Source organism: Streptomyces sp. DH10, assembly GCF_029813805.1.
In the GTDB taxonomy this organism is placed as follows: domain Bacteria; phylum Actinomycetota; class Actinomycetes; order Streptomycetales; family Streptomycetaceae; genus Streptomyces; species Streptomyces coeruleofuscus.
Map to the genome: position 1 here is coordinate 311,227 of NZ_JARVKU010000008.1, position 23,241 is coordinate 334,467.

Genomic DNA, 23,241 nt, shown 5'->3' on the forward strand with positions numbered 1-23,241 from the left:
GCTCAGCCCTGCGGCTCGAGGTCCTCCTCCTCGAACACCAGCAGCGTGCGCGTGCTGAGCACCTGCGGGATCGCCTGGAGCCGGGTCAGCACCAGCTCGCGCAGCGCCCGGTTGTCGGACACGTGCACCAGCAGCAGCACGTCGAAGTCCCCGCCCACCAAGGCGATGTGCGAGGCGCCGGGCAGCTGTCTGAGCTCCTTGCGCACGGTGCGCCAGGAGTTCTGCACGATCTTCAGGGTGATGTATGCGGACGTCCCCTGGCCTGCCCGTTCGTGGTTGACGCGGGCGCCGAAGCCGCGGATGACGCCGTCCTCGACGAGCCGGTTGATGCGGGCGTAAGCGTTGGCGCGCGAGACGTGGACCCGCTCGGCGACCGACCGTATCGAGGCGCGGCCGTCCGCCTGGAGCATGCGCAGGATGTCCTGGTCGATGGCGTCCAGCGGACGCGGCGGCGGCGGCAGGCCGCTGTCGTCCTGGCTCTCGGCCATTTGTTCAGATGCCACCCGCGTCCGCCTCCCTGCCATGGACGTACTGCGTCCATCACAGGCTGTGGAGAACCGTTTGTCCACAGCCTGAGGGCACCCATAGCCAAAATGTGCCGACGACCGAACAATCGGTAGGTGAGGCGCATCACAGCCGACGCGCCTGCGAAGCCGCTCCCACGAGGAGGTGCCGTCATGACGGTCATGGAGCAGCGGGGCGCGTACCGGCCGACCCCGCCGCCCGCCTGGCAGCCCCGCACGGACCCCGCGCCGCTGCTGCCCGACGCCGAGCCGTACCGCGTCCTCGGCACCGAGGCGGCCGCGAAGGCCGACCCGGAGCTGCTGCGGACGCTGTACGCCCAGCTGGTCCGCGGTCGCCGCTACAACGCGCAGGCCACCGCGCTCACCAAGCAGGGCCGCCTGGCCGTCTACCCCTCCACCACCGGCCAGGAGGCCTGCGAGATCGCCGCCGCGCTCGTGCTGGAGGAGCGGGACTGGCTCTTCCCCAGCTACCGCGACACGCTCGCCGTCGTGGCCCGCGGTGTGGACCCCGTCGAGGCGCTCACGCTGCTGCGCGGCGACTGGCACACCGGCTACGACCCGCACGAGCACCGGGTCGCCCCCCTGTCCACCCCGCTCGCCACCCAGCTGCCGCACGCCGTGGGCCTCGCGCACGCCGCCCGCCTCAAGGGCGACGACGTGGTCGCGCTGGCCATGGTCGGCGACGGCGGCACCAGCGAGGGCGACTTCCACGAGGCGCTGAACTTCGCCGCCGTCTGGCAGGCCCCGGTGGTCTTCCTCGTCCAGAACAACGGCTTCGCGATCTCCGTCCCGCTCGCCAAGCAGACCGCGGCCCCCTCGCTGGCCCACAAGGCCGTCGGCTACGGCATGCCCGGCCGCCTCGTCGACGGCAACGACGCCGCCGCCGTGCACGAGGTGCTGAGCGACGCCGTACGCCACGCCCGCGCGGGTGGCGGACCCACCCTCGTCGAGGCGATCACCTACCGCGTGGACGCCCACACCAACGCCGACGACGCGACCCGCTACCGCGGCGACGCCGAGGTCGAGGCCTGGCGCGAGCACGACCCGATCCAGCTGCTGGAGCGGGAGCTGACCGCGCGCGGCCTGCTCGACGAGGCCGGGAAGCAGGCCGCACGGGACGCCGCCGAGGCGATGGCCGCCGACCTGCGCGCGCACATGAACCAGGACCCGGTCCTCGACCCCATGGACCTGTTCGCCCACGTCTACGCCGAGCCCACGCCCCAACTGCGCGAGCAGCAGGACCAGCTGCTGGCCGAGCTGGAGGCCGAGAGCGAGTCGGAGGGAACGCACCGATGACCACCGTCGCCGTCAAGCCGGCCACCATGGCGCAGGCCCTCACGCGCGCCCTGCGCGACGCCATGGCCGCCGACCCCGCCGTGCACGTCATGGGCGAGGACGTCGGCACCCTCGGCGGCGTCTTCCGCGTCACCGACGGACTCGCCAAGGAGTTCGGCGAGGACCGCTGCACGGACACCCCGCTCGCGGAGGCGGGGATCCTGGGCACGGCGGTGGGCATGGCCATGTACGGCCTGCGCCCGGTCGTGGAGATGCAGTTCGACGCGTTCGCCTACCCGGCGTTCGAGCAGCTCATCTCGCACGTGTCCCGCACGCGCAACCGCACCCGCGGCAGGATGCCGCTCCCGATCACCATCCGCGTCCCCTACGGCGGCGGCATCGGCGGCGTCGAGCACCACAGCGACTCCTCCGAGGCGTACTACATGGCGACTCCGGGGCTCCATGTCGTCACGCCGGCCACCGTCGCCGACGCCTACGGTCTGCTGCGCGCCGCGATCGCCTCCGACGACCCGGTCGTCTTCCTGGAGCCCAAGCGGCTGTACTGGTCGAAGGACTCCTGGAACCCCGAGGAGCCGGCGCCCGTCGAACCGATCGGCCGCGCGGTGGTGCGGCGCTCGGGCCGGAGCGCCACGCTCGTCACCTACGGGCCGTCCGTCCCCGTCTGCATGGAGGCGGCCGAGGCGGCCCGGGCCGAGGGCTGGGACCTCGAAGTCGTCGACCTGCGCTCCCTGGTGCCGTTCGACGACGAGACGGTGTGCGCCTCGGTGCGGCGGACGGGACGCGCGGTCGTCGTCCACGAGTCGGGCTCCTTCGGCGGCCCGGGCGGGGAGATCGCGGCCCGGGTGACGGAGCGCTGCTTCCACCACCTGGAGGCGCCGGTGCTGCGTGTGGCCGGGTTCGACGTCCCGTATCCGCCGCCGATGCTGGAGCGCCACCACCTGCCCGGAGTGGACCGGATCCTGGACGCCGTGGGGCGTCTTCAGTGGGAGGCCGAGAGCTGATGGCACAGGTGCTCGAGTTCAAGCTGCCCGACCTGGGCGAGGGGCTCACCGAGGCGGAGATCGTGCGCTGGCTGGTCGAGGTCGGCGACGTGGTCGCGATCGACCAGCCGGTCGTCGAGGTCGAGACGGCCAAGGCGATGGTCGAGGTGCCCTGCCCCTACGGCGGTGTGGTCACGGCCCGCTTCGGCGAGGAGGGCACGGAACTGCCCGTCGGCGCGCCGCTGATCACGGTGGCGGTGGGGGAGCGGCCTGCGACCTCCGACGGCTCGGCGGCTTCAGGCGGCTCGGCGGAGTCCGCGAGCGAGAAGTCCGCCGGCTCCGGCGCCGAGGGCTCGGGCAACGTCCTGGTCGGATACGGCACGTCCGAGGCGCCCGCGCGGCGACGCAGGGTGCGGCAGGGAAGGCCGGTGTCCGGTGCGCCCGCGGCGGGCTCCCGGGCGGTGAACGGGCAGGGTGCCGTCCCGGCGGCGGCGAACGGGCGGGCCGGTGCTCCCCGGACGGAGGACGGCCCCGTCCCCGTGATCTCGCCCCTGGTCCGCCGGCTGGCCCGGCAGAACGGCCTCGACCTGCGGGAGCTGACCGGGTCCGGCCCCGACGGGCTGATCCTGCGGGCGGACGTGGAGTACGCGCTGCGGGCCGCCGGCCAGGGTGCCGCGGCCGCACCGCCGGCACAGCCGCACCCGCGCGTGCCGCAGGCACCGGGCACGGCCCCCGCACCGCAGCCCGCCGCGACAGCGGCCCCCGGCGAGATCCGCACCCCGCTCAAGGGCATCCGGGGCGCCGTCGCCGAGAAGCTGGCGCGCAGCCGCCGCGAGATCCCGGACGCGACCTGCTGGGTGGACGCCGACGCCACGGAGCTCATGCGGGCACGCACGGCCATGAACGCGGCCGGCGGCCCGAAGATCTCCCTCCTGGCCCTGCTGGCCCGGATCTGCACGGCGGCCCTCGCCCGCTTCCCCGAGCTCAACTCGACCGTGGACGCGGAGGCCAGGGAGGTCGTCCGGTTCGACCGCGTGCACCTGGGCTTCGCCGCGCAGACCGACCGGGGGCTCGTCGTCCCGGTCGTCCGGGACGCGCACGCGCGCGACGCCGAGTCGCTGACCGCGGAGTTCGCCCGGCTGACCGAGGCGGGCCGGACCGGGACACTGACGCCCGCGGAGCTCACCGGCGGGACCTTCACGCTGAACAACTACGGAGTCTTCGGCGTCGACGGTTCCACACCGATCATCAACCACCCCGAGGCGGCCATGCTCGGCGTCGGCCGCATCGTCCCCAAGCCGTGGGTGCACGAGGGAGAACTCGCGGTGCGGCAGGTCGTCCAGCTCTCGCTCACCTTCGACCACCGGGTGTGCGACGGCGGCACGGCGGGCGGCTTCCTGCGCTACGTGGCGGACTGCGTGGAACAGCCGGCCGTGCTGCTGCGGACGCTGTGATTCCCGTTCGGCCCGCGAGCCGGTGCCCGTGATCGTGTCCGCTCCCCCGCGTTCCGTGTGATCGCGGGGGCACGCATACTCGGGGTGTGACCGCCTTCGAGCTCCCGGGTGAACCCGGCACCGGTTCCGGCCCCGCGACGCGGCCGGACCCCGCCGCGTACGACGCCGTCGTGCTCGCTGGGGGTGCCGCCCGCCGGCTCGGCGGCGCGGACAAACCCGGTGTGCGCGTGGGCGGCCGGGCCCTGCTCGACCGCGTGCTCGCCGCGTGCGCGGGCGCCCGCGGCACCGTCGTCGTCGCCGCACCCCGGCCGACGGCACGGCCCGTGACCTGGGCCCGAGAGGACCCGCCTGGCGGCGGCCCGCTCGCCGCGCTCGACGCCGGACTCCGGCACACCACGGCGGAGCGCGTCGTGGTGCTCTCCGCCGATCTGCCGTTCCTGGAGGAACGCACGGTCGGCCTGTTGCTGAGCACCCTCCGGACGAGCGCCGCCGACGGCGTGCTGCTGACCGACCCCGAGGGCCGTGACCAGCCACTCGTTGCCGCGTACGCCGCACCGCGGCTGCGCGAGGCGCTCGCACTCCTCACCGACCGGCACGAGAGCCTCGCCGGTCTCCCGCTGCGGCGTCTCATCGCCGAGCTGAACCTCACCCGCGTCTCCGACCCCGTCGCGTCCTTCGACTGCGACACCTGGGACGACATCGCCACCGCCAGGGCACGCATCAGGGAGCATGGGCACGTGTTGGATGAATGGATTTCCGCAGTCAAGGACGACCTGGGGATCGACCTCGACGTCGACACCCGCCTTCTGCTCGACCTCGCCCGCGACGCCGCCCACGGTGTGGACCGGCCGGCGGCGCCGCTGACCACCTTCCTCGTCGGCTACGCGGCCGCACGGGCGGGCGGCGGCCCCGACGCGGTCGCCGAGGCCGCCCGCAAAGCCGCGGCTCTCGCCGCCCGCTGGGCGGAAGAAAGTGCCGCAGAGGCCCAGACCTCCGGCACCCGGTCCCAGCCCGACGTCGCCCCCGACGCGACGCCCGACACCCGCCCGGACGCCGGATGACCCCGCACGGCACGCGCGCCGGCGAGGACGCCGAGGACCTCGACGTCGAGGAGGTGCTCGCCCTCGTGAACAACAGCAACGACCTGCCCGGCCCCGCCGGACGAGGTGAGTCGGACAGCCGTCGCGCCTCCGGCCGGCCGGACACCTCTCCCCGGCCCGACGCCCGCCACCACGCCACCCCCTGGCCGGAGGCCCGGGCCACCGCCGGACGCGCCGCCCGGAGCACCACCCGGGCCGCCCACCGCCGGCCCGTCTCCGTTCCTCTCGAAGCCGCCCTCGGCCTCACCCTGGCCGCTCCCCTCGACGCCCTCACCGACCTCCCCTCCTTCGACACCTCCGCGATGGACGGCTGGGCGGTCGCCGGGCCCGCCCCCTGGGACGTACGGGACGACGGTGTCCTGGCCGGGCACGCCGCGCAGGAGCCCCTGACCGACGGCGAGGCCGTCCGGATCGCCACCGGCGCCCGCATCCCCCCGGACACCACCGCCGTCCTGCGCAGCGAGCACGGCCGCACCGACGACAAGGGCCGCCTGTATGCGACCAGGGACGTCGTCCCCGGGCAGGACATCCGCCCGCGCGGCCAGGAGTGCCGCAACGGCGACCAGTTGCTCCCCGTCGGCGCCCTCGTCACCCCGGCCGTACTCGGGCTCGCCGCAGCGGCCGGATACGACACCGTCACCGCCGTCCCACGGCCTCGCGCGGAAGTCCTGGTCCTGGGCGACGAGTTGCTCACCGAGGGACGGCCGCACGATGGTCTGATCCGGGACGCGCTCGGTCCGATGCTGCCGCCCTGGCTGCGGGCGCTCGGTGCCGAGGTCACCGCCGTGCGACGCGTCCGCGACGACGCCGAAGCCCTGCACCGGGTGATCACCACGTCCGACGCCGATGTCGTCGTCACCACCGGCGGCACCGCCGCGGGCCCCGTCGACCACGTCCACCCCATCCTGCGCCGCATCGGCGCCGAACTCCTCGTGGACGGCGTCAAGGTGCGTCCCGGCCACCCCATGCTGCTGGCCCGCATCAGCGAGTCCCAGCACCTCGTCGGCCTGCCGGGCAACCCGCTCGCCGCCGTCTCGGGGCTGCTCACGCTCGCCGAGCCGCTGCTGCGGACCCTCGCGGCCCGCCCGGCCCCGGAGCCGTACACGCTGCCGATCAGGGACGCCGTGCACGGGCACCCGCACGACACCCGGCTCGTCCCCGTCGTCCTGCGGGGCGACCAGGCCGTGCCGCTGCGTTACAACGGACCGGCCATGCTGCGCGGCATCGCGGCGGCCGACGCACTGGCCGTCGTACCCCCAGGCGGTGCACGTCCGGGACAGGAGGCGGAACTGCTCGACCTGCCCTGGGCGTCCGGAGGAATCGGGGTGTGTTTCACGTGAAACTTCCGGGCCAGGACGCGATCGCCCGCCAGGCGGACGAGCATCTGGTGACCCATCGGGTGAAGCTCCCGCGGAAAGTGGTGGAGCACCCCATCCGCCAGGTCGCCAAGAGGCTCTCCATGGCACTGGTGGTCCTCGTCGTGACCGCACTGATCGTCTACCTCGATCGCGACGGCTACAACGACAACGCGGGTGGCGGTCTCACCCTCCTCGACGCGTTCTACTACGCGACCGTCACCCTCTCCACCACCGGCTACGGCGACATCACCCCGGCCGGTGATGCCGCCAGGCTCACGAACATCCTCATCATCACGCCCCTGCGCGTGCTGTTCCTGATCATCCTGGTCGGCACCACGCTCGAAGCCCTCACCGAACGCACACGGGAGGAGTGGCGGCTGAACCGTTGGAGGTCCACATTGCGCGATCACACCGTCGTCATCGGCTTCGGCACGAAGGGCAGGTCGGCGATCCGGACCGTCTGCGCGACGGGCCTGAAGAAGGAACAGGTCGTCGTGGTCGACCCCAGCTCGAAGGTGATCGACGCCGCGACCGCCGAGGGCTACGCGGGCATCGTCGGGGACGCGACGCGCAGTGAGGTGCTGAAGCGGGCCGAGGTGCACAGGGCGCGCCAGATCATCATCGCCACGCAGCGCGACGACACGGCGGTCCTGGTGGCGCTGACGGCCCGGCAGCTCAACCGCGGGGCGAACATCGTGGCCGCGGTACGGGAGGAGGAGAACGCGCCGCTGCTGAAGCAGTCGGGCGCCGACGCGGTCATCACCAGTGCCAGCGCCGCAGGCCGTCTGCTCGGCCTCTCCGTCCTCAGCCCGTCGGCGGGCATGGTGATGGAGGACCTCATCCAGCAGGGCAGCGGCCTCGACATCGTCGAACGGCCGGTGGTCAAGGCCGAGGTGGGCAAGACCCCGCGGGAGATCACCGACCTGGTGGTGAGCGTCATACGCGGTCACCGGGTGCTCGGTTACGACGATGCGGCCGTCGGGAAGCTGGAATTGACCGACCGGCTCATCACGATCGTGCGGGCGACGCCCGGCTCCCAGATCGCGCCCGACACCCGGCCGTTGCCGCCGATGCCCCGCAGCTGACCGGCGCGACGAAAGGCCGGCCGCCACGCACTGACCCGTGCGCGATGGCCGGCCAGGGCCCCACGGCCTACTTGGCGTTGTACAGCCGCATCGTGATCGGCCCGAAGACCAGCACGAACAGCCCGGTCCAGCCCAGCGTCCAGGCGACCTCGGCGGCCGGCCAGTCGCCGCCCATCAGGCCGCGCACCGCCGACGCCAGATGTGTGATGGGGCTGTTGTTGACGAAGGCCTGGAGCCAGCCCGGCATCGTCTTCGGGTCGACGAAGACGTTGGACAGGAAGGTGAGCGGGAAGATCACCATCATGCTGACGCCCATCACCGACTTCTCGGTGCGCAGCATCAGCCCGAACATCGTCCAGATCCACGAGAAGGCGAACGAGAAGAGCACCAGCAGGGCGATCCCGGCGACCACTCCGAGGATCCCGCCGTCCGGCCGGTAGCCGAGGATGATGCCGACGGTGAGCATCACGACGGACGCGATCGTGTACCGCAGGGCATCGCCGAGCAGATAGCCGACCATCGTCGACGGCCGCCAGATCGGCAGGCTGCGGAACCGGTCGAAGACGCCCTTCTCGATGTCGGTGTTGACCGAGACACCCGTGTACATCGTGATCATCACGACCGACATCACCAGGATGCCCGGCAGCAGGAACTGGATGTACTCCCTCGGCGAGCCGGCCAGCGCCCCGCCGAACAGGTACGTGTACATCAGCACCATCATGATCGGGAACGCCGTGACGTCGAAGAGCTGCTCCGGCACGTGCTTGATCTTGAGCATCGCCCGCCAGCCGAAGGTCATCGAGGCCGACCAGGCGCTGGGCCGCGGCGGACGCTCCTTGGAGATGAGCAGCGCGGCGAGGGATTCGGTGCTGACCGGGGCGAGTTCCTTGCCCTCCGTGGTCGTCGCGGTGCTCATGCCGCCACCTCGTCCTTCGGGTCGTGGGAGTCGTCGGCTTGGTCGGAGTCGTGGGTGTCGTGCCCGGTGAGGGCGAGGAACACCTCGTCCAGGCTGGGCTGGCCCAGCGAGAAGTTGTCGACGGTGATGCCGGCGTGGGACAGCTCGCTCAGTGCGCGGGCCGCCTGCTGGGCCGCGCTGTCGTCGCTCGCCGCCGTACCGAGCCGGGCGGTCAGGGCCACCGGGTCGTGTTCCAGCTGCACCTGCGCGTCGAGGACCCGGCGCAGCAGATCCGCCGCCAGGGTCCGCTGGTCCGGATCTCGCAGCCGTAGATGGACGGACCCGGCGCCGACGGACGACTTCAGCTCGCCCTTGGTGCCCTCGGCGATCACACGGCCGCGGTCGATGACGGCGATCCGGGACGCCAGCTGGTCGGCCTCGTCCAGGTACTGCGTGGTCAGCAGCACGGTGGTGCCCTGGGCGACGACGGCCCGCACGATGTCCCAGACCTGGTTGCGGCTGCGCGGGTCGAGGCCGGTGGTCGGCTCGTCGAGGAACAGCAGGTCGGGGGTGTTGAGGATGGACGCGGCGATGTCGATGCGGCGCCGCATGCCGCCCGAGTACTGCTTGACCTGCTTCGCGGCCGCCTCCGTCAGCCCGAAGGCCTCCAGGAGCTGGGCGGCACGGTCCCGGGCGGCCTTCTTGTGGTGGCCGAGCAGCCGGCCCAGCAGGACCAGGTTCTCGGTGCCGGTGAGGTCCTCGTCCACCGACGCGTACTGGCCGGTGAGGCTCACCCGGCCGCGCACCTCGTCGGCCTCGCGGACGATGTCGTGGCCGAAGACATGAGCCTCGCCGCCGTCCGGCCGGAGCAGGGTGGCGAGCATCTTCACGGTGGTGGTCTTGCCGGCGCCGTTCGGTCCGAGGACGCCGTAGACCGTGCCCGCGGGCACGGACAGGTCCACCCCGTCTACCGCCCTCGTCTCGCCGAAGGTCTTCACCAGGCCCGCTGTCTCGATCGCCAGGCCGGACGTCTGCGTGCTCATGTTCGGGTCCTTCCGAGTACGTGGGCTACGCATGGGGAGACCCTCACCGTCGCGCAAACTCATCGGTCCCGCACATGGAATTCGGCCGGGACCGGACCAACGACGGAGGCGGAGCCGGCCCGGGGGCGGAGGGGAGTCCGTCCGGCGACCGAGGAGTACCGTCCCCTTCATGTATGCGATCACGATTCCCGAACCTGGTGGGCCCGAGGCGCTGGTCTGGGACGAGGTCCCGGATCCCGTGCCCGGCGAGAGCGAGGTCCTGGTCGAGGTGGCGGCCGGTGCCGTCAACCGGGCCGACATCCTGCAACGGCAGGGCTTCTACGACCCGCCGCCCGGCGCGTCCCCCTACCCCGGCCTGGAGTGCTCCGGGCGGATCGCCGAGATCGGCCCCGGTGTCTCCGGCTGGAACGTCGGCGACGAGGTGTGCGCGCTGCTCTCCGGCGGCGGCTACGCCGAGAAGGTGGTCGTCCCGGCCGGACAGCTGCTGCCCGTGCCCGAGGGCATCGCACTGACGCGGGCCGCGGCCCTGCCCGAGGTGACCTGCACCGTCTGGTCGAACGTCTTCATGATCGCCCACCTGCGCCCGGGCGAGACGCTGCTCGTGCACGGCGGCTCCAGCGGCATCGGCACCATGGCCGTCCAGCTCGCCAAGGCCGTCGGCGCGCGGGTGGCCGTCACGGCCGGTACGAAGGAGAAGCTCGACCGGTGCGCCGAACTGGGCGCCGACATCCTGGTCAACTACCGCGAGCAGGACTTCGTCGAGGAGGTCAGGAAGGCCACGGACGGCGCCGGTGCCGACGTCATCCTCGACAACATGGGCGCCAAGTACCTGGAGCGCAACGTCAGGGCCCTGGCCGTCAACGGCCGGCTCGCGATCATCGGTATGCAGGGCGGGGTCAAGGGGGAGCTGAACATCGGCGCCCTGCTCGCCAAGCGCGCCGCCATCAGCGCGACGTCCCTGCGCGCCCGGCCGCTGGAGGAGAAGGCGGCCATCGTCGCGGCCGTGCGCGAACACGTCTGGCCCCTGTTCGCAGGCGGCCACCTGCGCCCGGTCGTCGACCGCGAGCTCCCGATGCCGGACGCGGCCACCGCGCACCGGGTCGTGGAGGAGAGCGGCCACATCGGCAAGGTGCTGCTGATCACCCCGCAGGGCGCCTGAGGCACCGGCGGACAGACCTCGGCCTCCAGGCCTAGACCCGCCGCAGCCGCAGGGCGAAGAAGGCGAGGCCGAGGCCGAGGCCGATCAGCACCAGGCCGCTGCCCAGCGGCAGGATGCGCAGGACCGGCCCGACGGGGCGCTCGGCCCGCGCGGCGGCGGCCTCCCGTACGGGCTGCTCCGTCTGCGCGGGGGGCTCGGGGACGGCTTCCCGGGGCTCCTCGGGGGCGGCGGTGACCGCACCGGCGTCGCGCTCCCGCTCGGCGTCCTCGGGCCGCCCCGGCCGCTGCCTCCCCTCACCGGCCCGGGTCCCGGCCCGCGAGGGCTCACCCGGGTCGGAGGGGGCGGAAGGGGCGGCGAGGGCACCGCCCCCGGGAGTGTCGTCGTACGCGAGGACGCCGTGCGCGAGGACAGAGCCGTACGACTGGACGGAGCCGTACGACTGGACAGAGCCGTACGACTGGACAGAGCCGTACGACTGGACGGACTGGACAGCTCCGTACGAGGCGCCGGCCCCGTACGGTGAGACGACCGCACCCGCCCCCAGGGCGACCGTCAGTCCCGTCGCCCGCAGTGCGCGTTGCCATGGAGTCACGTTGGTGACCCCCTCCCGCCGTGCCCGGTAGGGCGAATCCGGCAAGTTCGGTCAGATCGGGCAATCAGCCTCACACCGCCCCACTGCGGCGGCATTCCGGGTTCGGCCGACAGGCGGAATCGCCGCACGAGCCGGATTCACCCTTTGGTGAGCAACCCGGGGTCTGACCCGCACGTCTCCTCCCACACGGTGGATCAGCCTCCCGAGGGGGCACCACAGAGGGGAGGTGGAGGCGTGCGAGAGAATGGCGGCATGGAGATGCCGAGGAACGAAAGGTCGCCGGAGAACCCGCAGATCCTGGTCGTTGGCCAGGACGGCATGGCGCTCAGCGGCGGCGGCGGTGACGAGGACTCCCGCGAGACCCCGGTCACGGAACAGGTGGAGCAGCCCGCGAAGGTCATGCGGATCGGCAGCATGATCAAGCAGCTTCTGGAGGAAGTGCGCGCGGCTCCCCTGGACGAGGCCAGCCGGGTCCGGCTCAAGGAGATCCACGCCAGCTCGGTGAAGGAGCTGGAGGACGGTCTGGCGCCCGAGCTGGTCGAGGAGCTGGAGCGGCTCTCCCTGCCCTTCACGGACGAGACGACGCCGAGCGACGCTGAGCTGCGCATCGCGCAGGCCCAGCTGGTCGGCTGGCTGGAGGGGCTCTTCCACGGGATCCAGACCACGCTGTTCGCCCAGCAGATGGCGGCCCGCGCCCAGCTGGAGCAGATGCGCCGCGCCCTCCCGCCGGGCGTCGGCCAGGACGGCCTCGACGAGCAGCACTCGGGCGGCCGTTCGGGCGGGCCTTACCTGTAAGGCGTCCGCGTACCGGCCGTGCGAAGGGCCCGGCAGCCGAAGCTGCCGGGCCCTTCGCACGCGCGGATCAGGCCGGCGGGTTGCCCGTGGAGACGCCGAGCTCGATCTCGGGCATGTCCTTCGGGTCCACGTCGGTGCCGGCGGACGGGAACTGGTTCATGACCGTGCCGTCGCCGTACGTGTTCTCGTCCAGGTTGTTGATCTTCTTTTCCCAGCCGGCCGCCTGGAGGCAGGCCTTGACCGACGTGATGTCCTTGAACTTGAAGCTCGGCATCCGGATCTTCTCGGGGTCGTTGTACGACTCCTGAGGCTCCGTGCACTCCTCGGTCTCGATCGTCCTCGACGTGTCCGGCCCGCGATAGCCCGGCTTCTTGGCCGCCGCCGAGGCCGAGGCACTCGCGCTGCTGCCCCCGCCGCCCTGGTCGTCCTGGCCGCCGCTGTTCATCAGCAGGGCCGCGATCAGACCGCCGACCGCGACGACGGACACCACTACCGAGCCGATGATCACCGGCTTGTTGCTCTTGCCGCCGCCCGCTGAGACCTGCGCGGTCTGCGGCGCGAGGTTGTACGGCGGCGGGGTCGACGGACCCGGCTGCGGGGAGTACGCGGCGGGGGACGGCGTCTGGTAGCCGCCCTGCTGCGGGTAGCCGTAGGCCGGGGACGGCGTCGCCGGGGCGGGCGTGCCGTACGGGTTCGGGGGCGGAGTCGGCTGGTACGGCGCCTGCACCTGGCCCGAGGGCGCCGGGGCCGCCTGGTCGACCGGCGGGAACACGGCCGAGCCGACGCCCGCGCCGCTGGGGGTCTGCGCGCCCGGGACGATGCTCGGCGGGGCGGCCTGGACGGACGCCGCCACGCGCAGGCACTCGTCCCGCATGGCCTCGGCGCTCGGGAAGCGCTCGTTCGGGTTCTTCTTCAACGCGCGGGCGATCAGGGCGTCCACGGCCGGGGGCAGCGAGCGGTTGACCGAGGACGGAACCGGGGGCTCCTCCTGAACGTGCGCATACGCGATGGCCAGCGGCGAGTCCGCGTCGAACGGCAGCCGCCCGGTGACCAGTTGGAACAGCATGATGCCGACCGAGTACAGGTCGGAGCGGGCGTCCACACCGCGTCCGAGGGCCTGTTCCGGCGAGAGGTACTGCGGGGTCCCGACGACCATGCCGGTCTGCGTCATCGACGTCACACCGGACTGCATGGCGCGGGCGATGCCGAAGTCCATGACCTTGACCACGCCGCGCTTGGTCATCATCACGTTGCCCGGCTTGATGTCGCGGTGGACCAGGCCCATCTCGTGGCTGATCTCCAGCGCGGCGAGCACGTCCCCGGTGATCTTCAGGGCCTTGTCGGCGGGCATCGCGCCCTGCTGCCGCACGTCCTCGTCGAGCACCGAGCCGAGCGGGCGGCCCTCGACGTACTCCATGACGATGTACGGCGTCGTCATCCCGTCGAGGGTGTCCTCGCCGGTGTCGAAGACCGAGACGATGTTGGTGTGCGTGAGCTTGGCCACGGACTGGGCCTCGCGGCGGAACCGCTCGCGGAAGGCCTGTTCCCGACCGAGATCGGTGTGAAGTGTCTTGATCGCGACCTGTCGATCGAGCACGCTGTCGTACGCGAGGTGCACCGAGGCCATGCCACCCTGGCCGAGCAGATCACGCAGCTGATAGCGACCGTTCGCGACCGCCCGCCCCGTGTACTGGCCCTGTGCGCCGTCCTGGCTCATGTTCCGTTTCCCCCGTAGCCCTTGAGGCGCCGCCGACTGCCGCTGATCCGTCGCTGACCGCGTTGATCCAAACCGCCATTCCCGGCCAAGTCTGCCCCAGGGCACCGACACGTCAAGCTCGGTGCCCGTTCCGTGACCGTACGCGAAGGAAGCGTCGCGGAAGCGTTACAGGGGATGTGCGGCCGGTACACAGAATTTGCACGACAGTACGGAGTGAAGGTTTCATGACGCGTCCGTACCGTGCCCGCCCTGGTACCCGTCTCGGACCGGCGGCTTGCGCCGAGGCTGTAGCGTGGCCGACGGAGACCGTAACAACACCGCGCGCACCGCGGGCAGAAACGACGGCGAGGACTGATGGCACAGCAGCAGCGCGCTCAGGGCCCGTCCGAACCCGAGGCGACTGGCGGCGGCATGTCGGACGCGCCGGAGTCCTGGGGTAACGGCGGGCTCGTCGGCGACGGCCGGTACCGGCTGACCGGCAGACTCGGCCGGGGCGGCATGGCCGAGGTGTTCGCAGCCGAGGACGTCCGCCTCGGGCGCACCGTGGCCGTCAAGCTGCTCCGTTCCGACCTCGCCGAGGACCCGGTGTCCAAGGCGCGCTTCACGCGCGAGGCCCAGTCGGTGGCCGGCCTCAACCACCACGCGATCGTCGCCGTGTACGACTCCGGCGAGGACGTCGTGGGCGGCCAGTCCGTGCCCTACATCGTCATGGAGCTGGTCGAGGGCCGCACGATCCGCGACCTGCTGCTGAACGCCGAGGCGCCGGGCCCCGAGCAGGCCCTGATCATCGTCTCGGGCGTCCTGGAGGCGCTCGCCTATTCGCACCAGCACGGCATCGTGCACCGCGACATCAAGCCGGCCAACGTCATCATCACGCACAGCGGCGCCGTGAAGGTGATGGACTTCGGCATCGCCCGCGCCCTGCACGGCGCGCAGTCCACGATGACGCAGACCGGCATGGTCATGGGCACCCCCCAGTACCTGTCCCCCGAGCAGGCGCTCGGCAAGGCCGTCGACCACCGCTCCGACCTGTATGCCACGGGCTGCCTGCTCTACGAACTCCTCTCGCTGCGCCCGCCGTTCACCGGCGAGACCCCGCTGTCGGTGGTCTACCAGCACGTCCAGGACATCCCGACGCCTCCCTCCGAGGCCTCCGACGCCTGTCCGCCCGAGCTCGACGGCCTGGTCATGCGCTCCCTCGCCAAGGAGCCGGACGACCGTTTCCAGACGGCCGAGGAGATGCGCGGGCTGGTCCAGTACGCGCTCCAGATGCTCTACGACCAGGGCGGCCACACCGGCACCTGGAACACCGGCCCGGTCAACATGCACGAGGGCCGGCACACCCCGTCGGGCGGCTTCGCCAGTACGGCCGTGATGGGCCACCCCGGGGACCCCTCCGGCACCGCGCAGATCCCGTCGCCGATCCTGCCCGCCGGCTACGGCGGCGGGGACGACGGCGGCTTCGAGGGCCACGGCAACAAGGGCGGCGGCCGCGGCAAGCTGTGGATCCTCGCCGTGCTCGCGGTGATCGCCGTCGCGGCGGGTGTCGCCCTGGCGCTGCAGAACTCCGGCGGCGATACGAAGGAGCCCGGCACCAAGCAGTCGCCGACCACCTCGCAGACGACCGAGAAGAAGACGCCCAGCGAGACGCCGAGCGACGAACCGACCGACGAGCCGACCGACACGTCCACGGACGACGGGAGCGGTACGAGCTCCGGCGGTGGCGAGTGGACGCCGTCGTACACCCCGTCCTACACGCCGTCGCAGAGCGCTCCGCAGTCGCCCACCGGCCAGCCGTCGGACCAGCCGACCTCGCAGGAGCCGACCGACGAGCCCACGGACCCGGAGCCCTCGGACCCGGCGACGCCGCCGGACGACACGGGCGGCGCCGACGCGGGCGGCGCGACCGGTGTCGTCGGAGGCGCGGGCGGCGAAGGCGGCGGCTGACAGCCGGAAAAGGCATGATCCACGCGCGCGTGGGGCCCGGAGACGGGGCCCACGCGCGCGTGCCGTTTGGGCACGCCGACAAAAGAACTCTTCCCGTGACCTGGGTCACCGGGTTAACGTGCGGTTGCTCCGGCCTCCTGCAAGGCTGTGACCAGGGCCCCTTCCACGCCTTTCCGATTTACTTGGATATCCAAGCAAAATCCCAGGTCAGAGGGGGTTTCACAGAAATGTGATGCACTGGGTAACGTGCCTTCTGCAGGGCGCTCGCCGGGGCACCTGTCCCGCCTGTTCCCGGTCGAGTGGCACCCACCCCGTGCCCGGTGGTCGGAACAGGTGAGCCGCACTGGCCTACCGGCAACCCCGGGGGCCGGACCGACGGAGGAGCACACGTGACCGTGGAGAGCACTGCCGCGCGCACACCGCGACGCAGCGCCGGAAGCAAGGCCGGCGCCACCGGCACCAAGCGCACCACCCGCACGACCGCCAAGAAGGACGCCGGCACCGAGCCCCAGCTCGTGCAGCTGCTGACGCCCGAGGGCAAGCGCGTCAAGAACGCCGAGTACGACAAGTACGTCGCCGGTGTCACCCCGGAAGAGCTCCGCGGCCTGTACCGCGACATGGTGCTCACCCGCCGCTTCGACGCCGAGGCGACCTCCCTCCAGCGCCAGGGCGAGCTGGGCCTGTGGGCCTCGCTGCTCGGCCAGGAGGCCGCCCAGATCGGCTCCGGCCGGGCCCTGCGCGACGACGACTACGTCTTCCCCACCTACCGGGAGCACGGCGTCGCCTGGTGCCGCGGCGTGGACCCGACCAACCTGCTCGGGATGTTCCGCGGCGTGAACAACGGCGGCTGGGACCCCAACGGCAACAACTTCCAGCTCTACACGATCGTCATCGGCTCCCAGACGCTGCACGCCACCGGCTACGCCATGGGCATCGCCAAGGACGGCGCGGACAGCGCGGTGATCGCCTACTTCGGCGACGGCGCCTCCAGCCAGGGCGACGTGGCCGAATCGTTCACCTTCTCCGCGGTCTACAACGCCCCCGTCGTGTTCTTCTGCCAGAACAACCAGTGGGCCATCTCCGAGCCGACCGAGAAGCAGTCCCGCGTGCCGATCTACCAGCGCGCGCAGGGCTTCGGCTTCCCGGGCGTCCGTGTGGACGGCAACGACGTGCTCGGCTGCCTCGCGGTCACCCGGTGGGCCCTGGAGCGGGCCCGCGCCGGCGAGGGCCCGACCCTCGTCGAGGCGTTCACCTACCGCATGGGCGCCCACACCACCTCCGACGACCCGACCCGGTACCGGGGCGACGAGGAGCGCCAGGCCTGGGAGGCCAAGGACCCGATCCTGCGCCTTCGCCGCTATCTGGAGGCCTCAAACCACGCGGACGAGGGATTCTTCGCGGAACTGGAGGCCGAGTCCGAGGCGTTGGGCAAACGAGTGCGCGAGGCGGTCCGTGCCATGCCGGACCCGGACCACTTCGCCATCTTCGAGAACGTCTACGCGGACGGACACGCCCTCGTCGACGAGGAGCGAGCCCAGTTCGCCGCGTACCAGGCGTCGTTCGCCGACGAGGGGGGTAACTGAGATGGCCGACAAGATGGCTCTGGCCAAGGCGATCAACGAGTCGCTGCGCCGCGCCCTGGACTCCGACCCCAAGGTCCTGATCATGGGCGAGGACGTCGGCAAGCTCGGCGGCGTCTTCCGCGTGACGGACGGCCTCCAGAAGGACTTCGGCGAGAGCCGCGTCATCGACACCCCGCTCGCCGAGTCGGGCATCGTCGGCACGGCGATCGGTCTGGCCCTGCGAGGCTACCGCCCGGTCGTGGAGATCCAGTTCGACGGTTTCGTCTTCCCGGCCTACGACCAGATCGTCACGCAGCTCGCCAAGATGCACGCCCGCTCGCTGGGCAAGGTCAAGCTCCCGGTCGTCGTGCGCATCCCCTACGGCGGCGGCATCGGCGCGGTGGAGCACCACTCGGAGTCCCCCGAGTCGCTGTTCGCGCACGTGGCGGGTCTGAAGGTGGTCAGCCCCTCGAACGCGTCGGACGCGTACTGGATGATGCAGCAGGCCATCCAGAGCGACGACCCGGTGATCTTCTTCGAGCCCAAGCGCCGCTACTGGGACAAGGGCGAGGTCAACACGGAGGCGATCCCGGGCCCGCTGCACAAGGCCCAGGTGGTCCGCGAGGGCACCGACCTCACCCTCGCCGCCTACGGCCCGATGGTGAAGCTCTGCCAGGAGGTCGCCGACGCGGCCGCCGAGGAGGGCAGGAACCTGGAGGTCCTCGACCTGCGCTCGGTCTCCCCGATCGACTTCGACTCGATCCAGGCGTCGGTGGAGAAGACGCGCCGCCTGGTCGTCGTCCACGAGGCACCGGTGTTCTTCGGCTCGGGCGCGGAGATCGCCGCGCGGATCACGGAGCGCTGCTTCTACCACCTGGAGGCCCCGGTGCTCCGGGTCGGCGGCTACCACGCGCCGTACCCGCCGGCCCGTCTGGAGGAGGAGTACCTGCCGAACCTGGACCGGGTGCTGGATGCCGTCGACCGCTCGCTGGCGTACTGAGGAGAGGGTCGTGACGACGATGACGGAAGCGTCCGTACGCGAGTTCAAGATGCCCGACGTGGGCGAGGGGCTCACGGAGGCGGAGATCCTCAAGTGGTACGTCCAGCCCGGTGACACGGTCACGGACGGCCAGGTGGTGTGCGAGGTCGAGACGGCGAAGGCGGCCGTCGAACTGCCCATTCCGTACGACGGGGTGGTCCGGGCGCTGCACTTCCCCGAGGGCACCACGGTCGACGTGGGCACGGCGATCATCGCGGTGGACGTGAGCGGAGGGTCCGCCCCCGCCGCCGAGCAGCCCGCGCCCGCCGCCGAGCAGCCCGCGCCCGCCGCCGAGCAGCCCCCGGCGCCCCGGCCGGCGGACGAGCCGAAGTCGGAGGGCTCCGGCCGGCAGCCGGTCCTCGTCGGCTACGGGGTGGCGACGTCCTCCACCCGCCGCCGCCCTCGCAAGGGCCCCGAGGTCCCGGTCCAGCAGGCCTCGACGGCGATCCAGACGGAGCTGAACGGCCACGGGGCCCCGCCCCCGGCCGCCCCCGCCGGCCTGGACCGTCCTCTCGCCAAGCCCCCGGTCCGCAAGCTGGCCAAGGACCTGGGCGTCGATCTGACGACGGTCGTCCCGACCGGCCCGGACGGCATCATCACCCGCGAGGACGTGCACGCGGCGGTGGCTCGGTCGCAGGCACCGCGGCAGGAGGCCCCCGTGGCCGCCGCACCGGCACCCGCGCAGCCGGCGGTGTCGTACGACACCGCCCGCGAGACGCGTATCCCGGTCAAGGGCGTCCGCAAGGCGACGGCCGCGGCGATGGTCGGCTCGGCGTTCACCGCGCCGCATGTCACGGAGTTCGTGACCGTCGACGTGACGCGCACGATGAAGCTGGTCGAGGAGCTGAAGCAGGACAAGGAGTTCGCCGGCCTGCGCGTGAACCCCCTCCTGCTGATCGCCAAGGCGCTGCTCGTCGCGATCAAGCGGAACCCGGACGTCAACGCGTCCTGGGACGAGGCAGCCCAGGAGATCGTGGTCAAGCACTACGTGAACCTGGGCATCGCGGCCGCGACCCCGCGTGGCCTGATCGTGCCGAACATCAAGGACGCCCACGCCAAGACGCTGCCGCAACTGGCCGAGTCGCTGGGCGAGCTGGTGTCGACCGCCAGGGAGGGCAAGACGTCCCCGGCGGCCATGCAGGGCGGCACGGTGACGATCACCAACGTCGGTGTCTTCGGCGTCGACACGGGCACGCCGATCCTCAACCCCGGCGAGTCCGCGATCCTCGCGGTCGGTGCGATCAAGCTCCAGCCGTGGGTCCACAAGGGCAAGGTGAAGCCCCGCCAGGTCACCACCCTGGCCCTGTCGTTCGACCACCGCCTGGTCGACGGCGAGCTGGGCTCGAAGGTCCTGGCGGACGTGGCCGCGATCCTGGAGCAGCCGAAGCGTCTGATCTCCTGGGCGTGAACCGACAGCGGCGGCCCCCTGCCCTCGGGCGGGGGGCCGCCGCCGTCTGCCCGCTGGGTGAACCAGGGGTACGCCGAAGAGCACAAGAAGCTCCTCGGACCTGCCCAAGTACCCCACAGTAAGCGGTTTAGCCGGACATACGATCACTCTTCATGCGCGACCCCATGGTGCTCAGGGCCCAGAGATTCGTGAACTCCGTCTACGCCGGCCGCACCGGTACGACCGTGGAGGAAACCGGCGAGACCGACTGGGCGACGCTGTACGCCCTGACCCGCGCCCTCCAGTACGAGCTGGGCATCACGGCACTGTCCGACAACTTCGGCCCCACCACGCTGTCGACGCTGACCGCCAAGTTCCCCAAGCTGAACGCGGACACCGTCCCCTCCCCCGACTTCTGCCGCATCATCCAGTCCGGCCTGTACTGCAAGGGCTACGACGGCGGCGACCTGGACGGCACGTATGGCGAGCGGGTCCAGGCGGCCGTCACGAAGCTCAAGACCGACATGGGCCTCGAACAGGCCTTCCCCGGCGCCGATCTGACGCCCAAGGTGTTCAAAGCGCTGCTGACGATGGACTCGTACGTCCTCAGCCCCTCCGGCACCCGGCAGGTCCGCGACGTGCAGCAGTGGCTCAACGGGCGCTACCTGAACCGGCAGGACTTCTTCGCCGTCGCCTGCGACGGGCGCGTGTCCCGGGACCTGGCCCGGGCACTGGTCCTCGGCACGCAGTACGAGCTGGGCATGGCCGACGGCACCGCCAACGGCAACTTCGGTCCCGGCACCCAGTCGGCCCTGAAGGCGCACCCCGTGCGGCAGGGCGACAAGGGCGTCTACGTTCAGCTGTTCTCCGCCGGGATGATCGCGAACCGGCGGCCCGTCGCCCTCACCGACACCTTCGACTCCTACCTCGCCGCGGCCGTACGGTCCTTCCAGACCTTCGTCGCCCTCCCGGCCACGGGCGAGGGCGACTTCCCCACCTTCGCCTCGCTCCTGGCGTCCTACGGCGACCAGTCGCGCCAGGGCAAGGCCTGCGACACCGTCTCCAAGGTCACTCCGGCCCGCGCGGCGGCCCTCAAGGCCGCCGGGATCACGTACGTCGGCCGCTATCTCACCAACCCGAGCGCCACGTCCCTGCCGGAGAAGGCCATCCAGCCGGGCGAGTTGCAGGTCTTCGCCCAGCACGGCCTGCGCTGCTTCCCGATCTACCAGACCGTCAACAACGACGCCTCGGACTTCGACTACGTCGCCGGGCGCACGGCCGGGTACGCGGCGGTCAACGCCGCCCTCGACCACGGCTTCAAGAGAGGGACCCGGATCTTCTTCGCCGTCGACTTCGACGCGATCGACGCCGAGATCACCGCGAACGTCCTGCCCCACTTCAAGGGCATCAAGGAGGCGACGGCGGACTCCGGCCACCCGTACGAGATCGGGGTCTACGGCTCCCGCAACGTCTGCGCGCAGGTCGGCGCGGCCGGCTGGTCGACGGCGAGCTTCGTGGCCGACATGTCCCCGGGCTTCGACGGCAACGCAGGGCGCCCGCTGCCGGAGGACTGGGCCTACGACCAGTTCGTCATCCGCACGCTCGGCTCGGGCGACGGGCAGCTGGAGGTCGACGTCGACATCGCCTCGGGCCGTGACACCGGGCAGGGCTCGTTCGACCGGCCGCGGCCCGCCGTGCCGGACGTCGCCCTCGATGAAAGTCAGGTGCCCGGGCTGCGGGCCGACCTCGCGCGCTACATGCGGTCGATCGGACACCCGGACCTGGGCGGCGTCGGCGAGGACGCCGGGCTCTACACCAACGCCCAGGCGGTGGAGGCGATCCAGGACCAGGACGGGCTGATCACCGAGCTGTCGAACACGTACACGATGCGCAAGGCGCTGATCCAGACGGCCGTGTACTGGGCCATGCGCGACTACAGCCTCGCCGATCAGGCCACCGACCAGCAGGTCGCCGACCACCACCAAACCGGCTCCGGCCGAGTCAGGGACTCGCACACCGGCATCGGGCAGATCAGCGCCTCCGACGCCATCCAGGCCTGGAACCACTGCATCGGCTGGGGCTTCACCACCGGCGACCGCCGCGACCCGGCCAAGGACGCCGATCTCTGGTCCGTGTGGCAGCGGCTGAGCAAGGACAACGCCTTCAGCGCGCGCACCGCGGCCCTCGTCCACCTGTGGGGCACACGCGGCAGGCCCGGCGGCCAACTGCCACCCGGCGACCGCGTCACCACCCCGCGGTCCATGCGCCTGGACCTCGCCGAGTTCGAGATCACCGAGCTGCTGCGCCGCTACCGGGCCTGGGACCCCGACGTGGAGGCGCAGACGCACCAGAGCCTGGCCGTCTACCAGATCTTCGAGAAGTACAACAGCATCGCCCGCAACGCGTGAAGCGTCACCGCACCGCGTGAATCGCCGGAATGAGAGCCCGTTGAACCTCAACCTCCCCCACATACCCCGTCTCACCCGCAGACGGTCCGGACCGGGTGCCGCGCACCGCCGGGGTCTGTCCCGCCGCGCCCTGCTCGGCCGTGTCGCCGCCGTCGGCGGTGCCGTGGGCGTCGCCGCCCTGCCCGTCTCGCACTTCCTGTCCCAGGCGTACGCCGACGCGCACAACCTCATCCCAGGCCGCGTGCGGGATGCCCTGCGCAGCGCGCAGGACCGGACCCGGCGCGTGCTGGCCGGTTCGCGCTCCCACAACGGCTGGGCGATGGAGAACGTCGCGGACGACGGCGGCACCGTCTACACCCGTCCCGTGCCCGGCACTCCGCTCACGGGCATCGCGGTCCGCATGGGCGACGTGGAGACCGTCCTCGTCCACCTGGTGCGCCGGTTCCACTACGAGGTCGACCGGCTGCGCCGGGGCGACGTCGTCGGCTGGCACGACCCGTCCGGCGTCGGCAAGGGCCGCCCGGAGTCCAACCTGGCGTCCGGCACGGCGGTGCGGATCCGGCCGGGCTTCTACCCGCGCGGCGCCCGGGGCGGCTTCTTCCCGCACCAGGAGGTCGTGATCCGCGACATCCTCGCCGAGCTCGACGGCGTCGTCCGCTGGGGCGGCGACGACCCCACGCCCGACGAGTCGCTGTTCTCCGTCGACGTCGGGCCCGGCGACAAGCGGCTGGCCCAGGTCGCGGCGCGGATTCGCGGCTGGCAGCTGGAGCCGGGAGCCGGTGCGGGCGCTCCCGTGAACGTACTGGCGGGCAGCCGGCGCAAGGCGGCCCGGGCGCTGGAGCGCCGGCAGCGCACGGCCGTGTGACGAACGAAAGGGGGGCTCACCGCCGACGGCGGTGA

At 71.9% G+C, this 23,241-nt stretch carries 19 protein-coding genes; 14 read left to right on the forward strand and 5 right to left on the reverse strand.

Annotation, left to right across the window (positions count from 1 at the left end; all coding sequences use genetic code 11):
* Positions 1-2 precede the first annotated feature (2 nt).
* Positions 3-488, reverse strand: a complete 486-nt coding sequence (locus QC385_RS19605) for an Lrp/AsnC family transcriptional regulator (protein WP_150485449.1) — start codon at positions 486-488, stop codon at positions 3-5.
* Positions 489-677: 189 nt separating this feature from the next.
* On the opposite strand from QC385_RS19605, the gene pdhA (QC385_RS19610) reads away from it, so the two are divergent.
* From pdhA (QC385_RS19610) to QC385_RS19635, 6 genes are all read left to right on the forward strand, one after another.
* Positions 678-1,820: a pyruvate dehydrogenase (acetyl-transferring) E1 component subunit alpha gene (pdhA, locus tag QC385_RS19610; RefSeq protein ID WP_279542597.1), complete on the forward strand. Its 1,143-nt coding sequence runs from the start codon at positions 678-680 to the stop codon at positions 1,818-1,820.
* Positions 1,817-2,821 carry an alpha-ketoacid dehydrogenase subunit beta gene (locus QC385_RS19615; RefSeq protein ID WP_279542598.1) on the forward strand — a complete coding sequence of 335 codons (1,005 nt, stop codon included), beginning with the start codon at positions 1,817-1,819 and terminating at the stop codon, positions 2,819-2,821. The genes pdhA (QC385_RS19610) and QC385_RS19615 overlap by 4 nt, the downstream gene beginning before the upstream one ends.
* Positions 2,821-4,254 (forward strand): dihydrolipoamide acetyltransferase family protein, encoded by a 1,434-nt coding sequence (locus tag QC385_RS19620; protein ID WP_279542599.1) that lies wholly within the window; start codon positions 2,821-2,823, stop codon positions 4,252-4,254. Before QC385_RS19615 ends, QC385_RS19620 begins: the two co-directional genes overlap by 1 nt.
* 86 nt (positions 4,255-4,340) lie before the next feature.
* Positions 4,341-5,315 carry an NTP transferase domain-containing protein gene (locus tag QC385_RS19625; protein WP_443032940.1) on the forward strand — a complete coding sequence of 325 codons (975 nt, stop codon included), beginning with the start codon at positions 4,341-4,343 and terminating at the stop codon, positions 5,313-5,315.
* Positions 5,312-6,694 (forward strand): molybdopterin molybdotransferase MoeA, encoded by a 1,383-nt coding sequence (locus QC385_RS19630; RefSeq protein ID WP_279542600.1) that lies wholly within the window; start codon positions 5,312-5,314, stop codon positions 6,692-6,694. Before QC385_RS19625 ends, QC385_RS19630 begins: the two co-directional genes overlap by 4 nt.
* Positions 6,691-7,797 (forward strand): potassium channel family protein, encoded by a 1,107-nt coding sequence (locus QC385_RS19635; RefSeq protein WP_279542601.1) that lies wholly within the window; start codon positions 6,691-6,693, stop codon positions 7,795-7,797. The genes QC385_RS19630 and QC385_RS19635 overlap by 4 nt, the downstream gene beginning before the upstream one ends.
* 67 nt (positions 7,798-7,864) lie before the next feature.
* On the opposite strand, the gene QC385_RS19640 is transcribed toward QC385_RS19635, so the two are convergent.
* Positions 7,865-8,713, reverse strand: coding sequence for an ABC transporter permease (locus QC385_RS19640; RefSeq protein ID WP_279542602.1), 849 nt, complete (start codon positions 8,711-8,713; stop codon positions 7,865-7,867).
* Positions 8,710-9,735 (reverse strand): ATP-binding cassette domain-containing protein, encoded by a 1,026-nt coding sequence (locus QC385_RS19645; protein ID WP_279542603.1) that lies wholly within the window; start codon positions 9,733-9,735, stop codon positions 8,710-8,712. Before QC385_RS19645 ends, QC385_RS19640 begins: the two co-directional genes overlap by 4 nt.
* Positions 9,736-9,904: 169 nt before the next feature.
* Between QC385_RS19645 and QC385_RS19650 the strand changes: the two genes are divergently transcribed.
* Positions 9,905-10,894, forward strand: a complete 990-nt coding sequence (locus QC385_RS19650; protein WP_279542604.1) for an NAD(P)H-quinone oxidoreductase — start codon at positions 9,905-9,907, stop codon at positions 10,892-10,894.
* A 31-nt stretch (positions 10,895-10,925) separates the two neighbouring features.
* Here QC385_RS19650 and QC385_RS19655 read toward each other — a convergent pair whose 3' ends face one another.
* Positions 10,926-11,486, reverse strand: coding sequence for a hypothetical protein (locus tag QC385_RS19655; RefSeq protein WP_279542605.1), 561 nt, complete (start codon positions 11,484-11,486; stop codon positions 10,926-10,928).
* A 252-nt stretch (positions 11,487-11,738) separates the two neighbouring features.
* Here QC385_RS19655 and QC385_RS19660 point away from each other — a divergent pair, with 252 nt between their 5' ends.
* On the forward strand, positions 11,739-12,281 hold the full coding sequence (locus QC385_RS19660) for a bacterial proteasome activator family protein (RefSeq protein WP_279542606.1): 543 nt from the start codon (positions 11,739-11,741) through the stop codon (positions 12,279-12,281).
* A gap of 67 nt (positions 12,282-12,348) precedes the next feature.
* Here QC385_RS19660 and QC385_RS19665 read toward each other — a convergent pair whose 3' ends face one another.
* The gene (locus QC385_RS19665; RefSeq protein WP_279542607.1) at positions 12,349-13,998 is read right to left on the reverse strand and encodes a Stk1 family PASTA domain-containing Ser/Thr kinase; all 1,650 of its coding nucleotides are present in this window, start codon (positions 13,996-13,998) and stop codon (positions 12,349-12,351) included.
* A gap of 354 nt (positions 13,999-14,352) precedes the next feature.
* Between QC385_RS19665 and QC385_RS19670 the strand changes: the two genes are divergently transcribed.
* The 6 genes from QC385_RS19670 to QC385_RS19695 all read left to right on the forward strand — a co-directional run bounded on the left by QC385_RS19670 (position 14,353) and on the right by QC385_RS19695 (position 23,206).
* Positions 14,353-15,945 carry a protein kinase domain-containing protein gene (locus QC385_RS19670; RefSeq protein WP_279542608.1) on the forward strand — a complete coding sequence of 531 codons (1,593 nt, stop codon included), beginning with the start codon at positions 14,353-14,355 and terminating at the stop codon, positions 15,943-15,945.
* A 389-nt stretch (positions 15,946-16,334) separates the two neighbouring features.
* Positions 16,335-17,528: a pyruvate dehydrogenase (acetyl-transferring) E1 component subunit alpha gene (gene pdhA / locus QC385_RS19675; protein WP_086855022.1), complete on the forward strand. Its 1,194-nt coding sequence runs from the start codon at positions 16,335-16,337 to the stop codon at positions 17,526-17,528.
* A 1-nt stretch (position 17,529) separates the two neighbouring features.
* On the forward strand, positions 17,530-18,507 hold the full coding sequence (locus QC385_RS19680; protein WP_279542609.1) for an alpha-ketoacid dehydrogenase subunit beta: 978 nt from the start codon (positions 17,530-17,532) through the stop codon (positions 18,505-18,507).
* Between the two features lie 10 nt (positions 18,508-18,517).
* Positions 18,518-19,954, forward strand: coding sequence for a dihydrolipoamide acetyltransferase family protein (locus QC385_RS19685; protein ID WP_279542610.1), 1,437 nt, complete (start codon positions 18,518-18,520; stop codon positions 19,952-19,954).
* Between the two features lie 152 nt (positions 19,955-20,106).
* A complete protein-coding gene (locus QC385_RS19690) occupies positions 20,107-22,341 on the forward strand; it encodes a glycoside hydrolase domain-containing protein (protein WP_279542611.1) in 2,235 nt (744 codons plus the stop codon).
* 40 nt (positions 22,342-22,381) lie between these two features.
* Positions 22,382-23,206, forward strand: a complete 825-nt coding sequence (locus tag QC385_RS19695) for a twin-arginine translocation signal domain-containing protein (protein WP_279542612.1) — start codon at positions 22,382-22,384, stop codon at positions 23,204-23,206.
* The last annotated feature ends 35 nt before the right edge of the window (positions 23,207-23,241 follow it).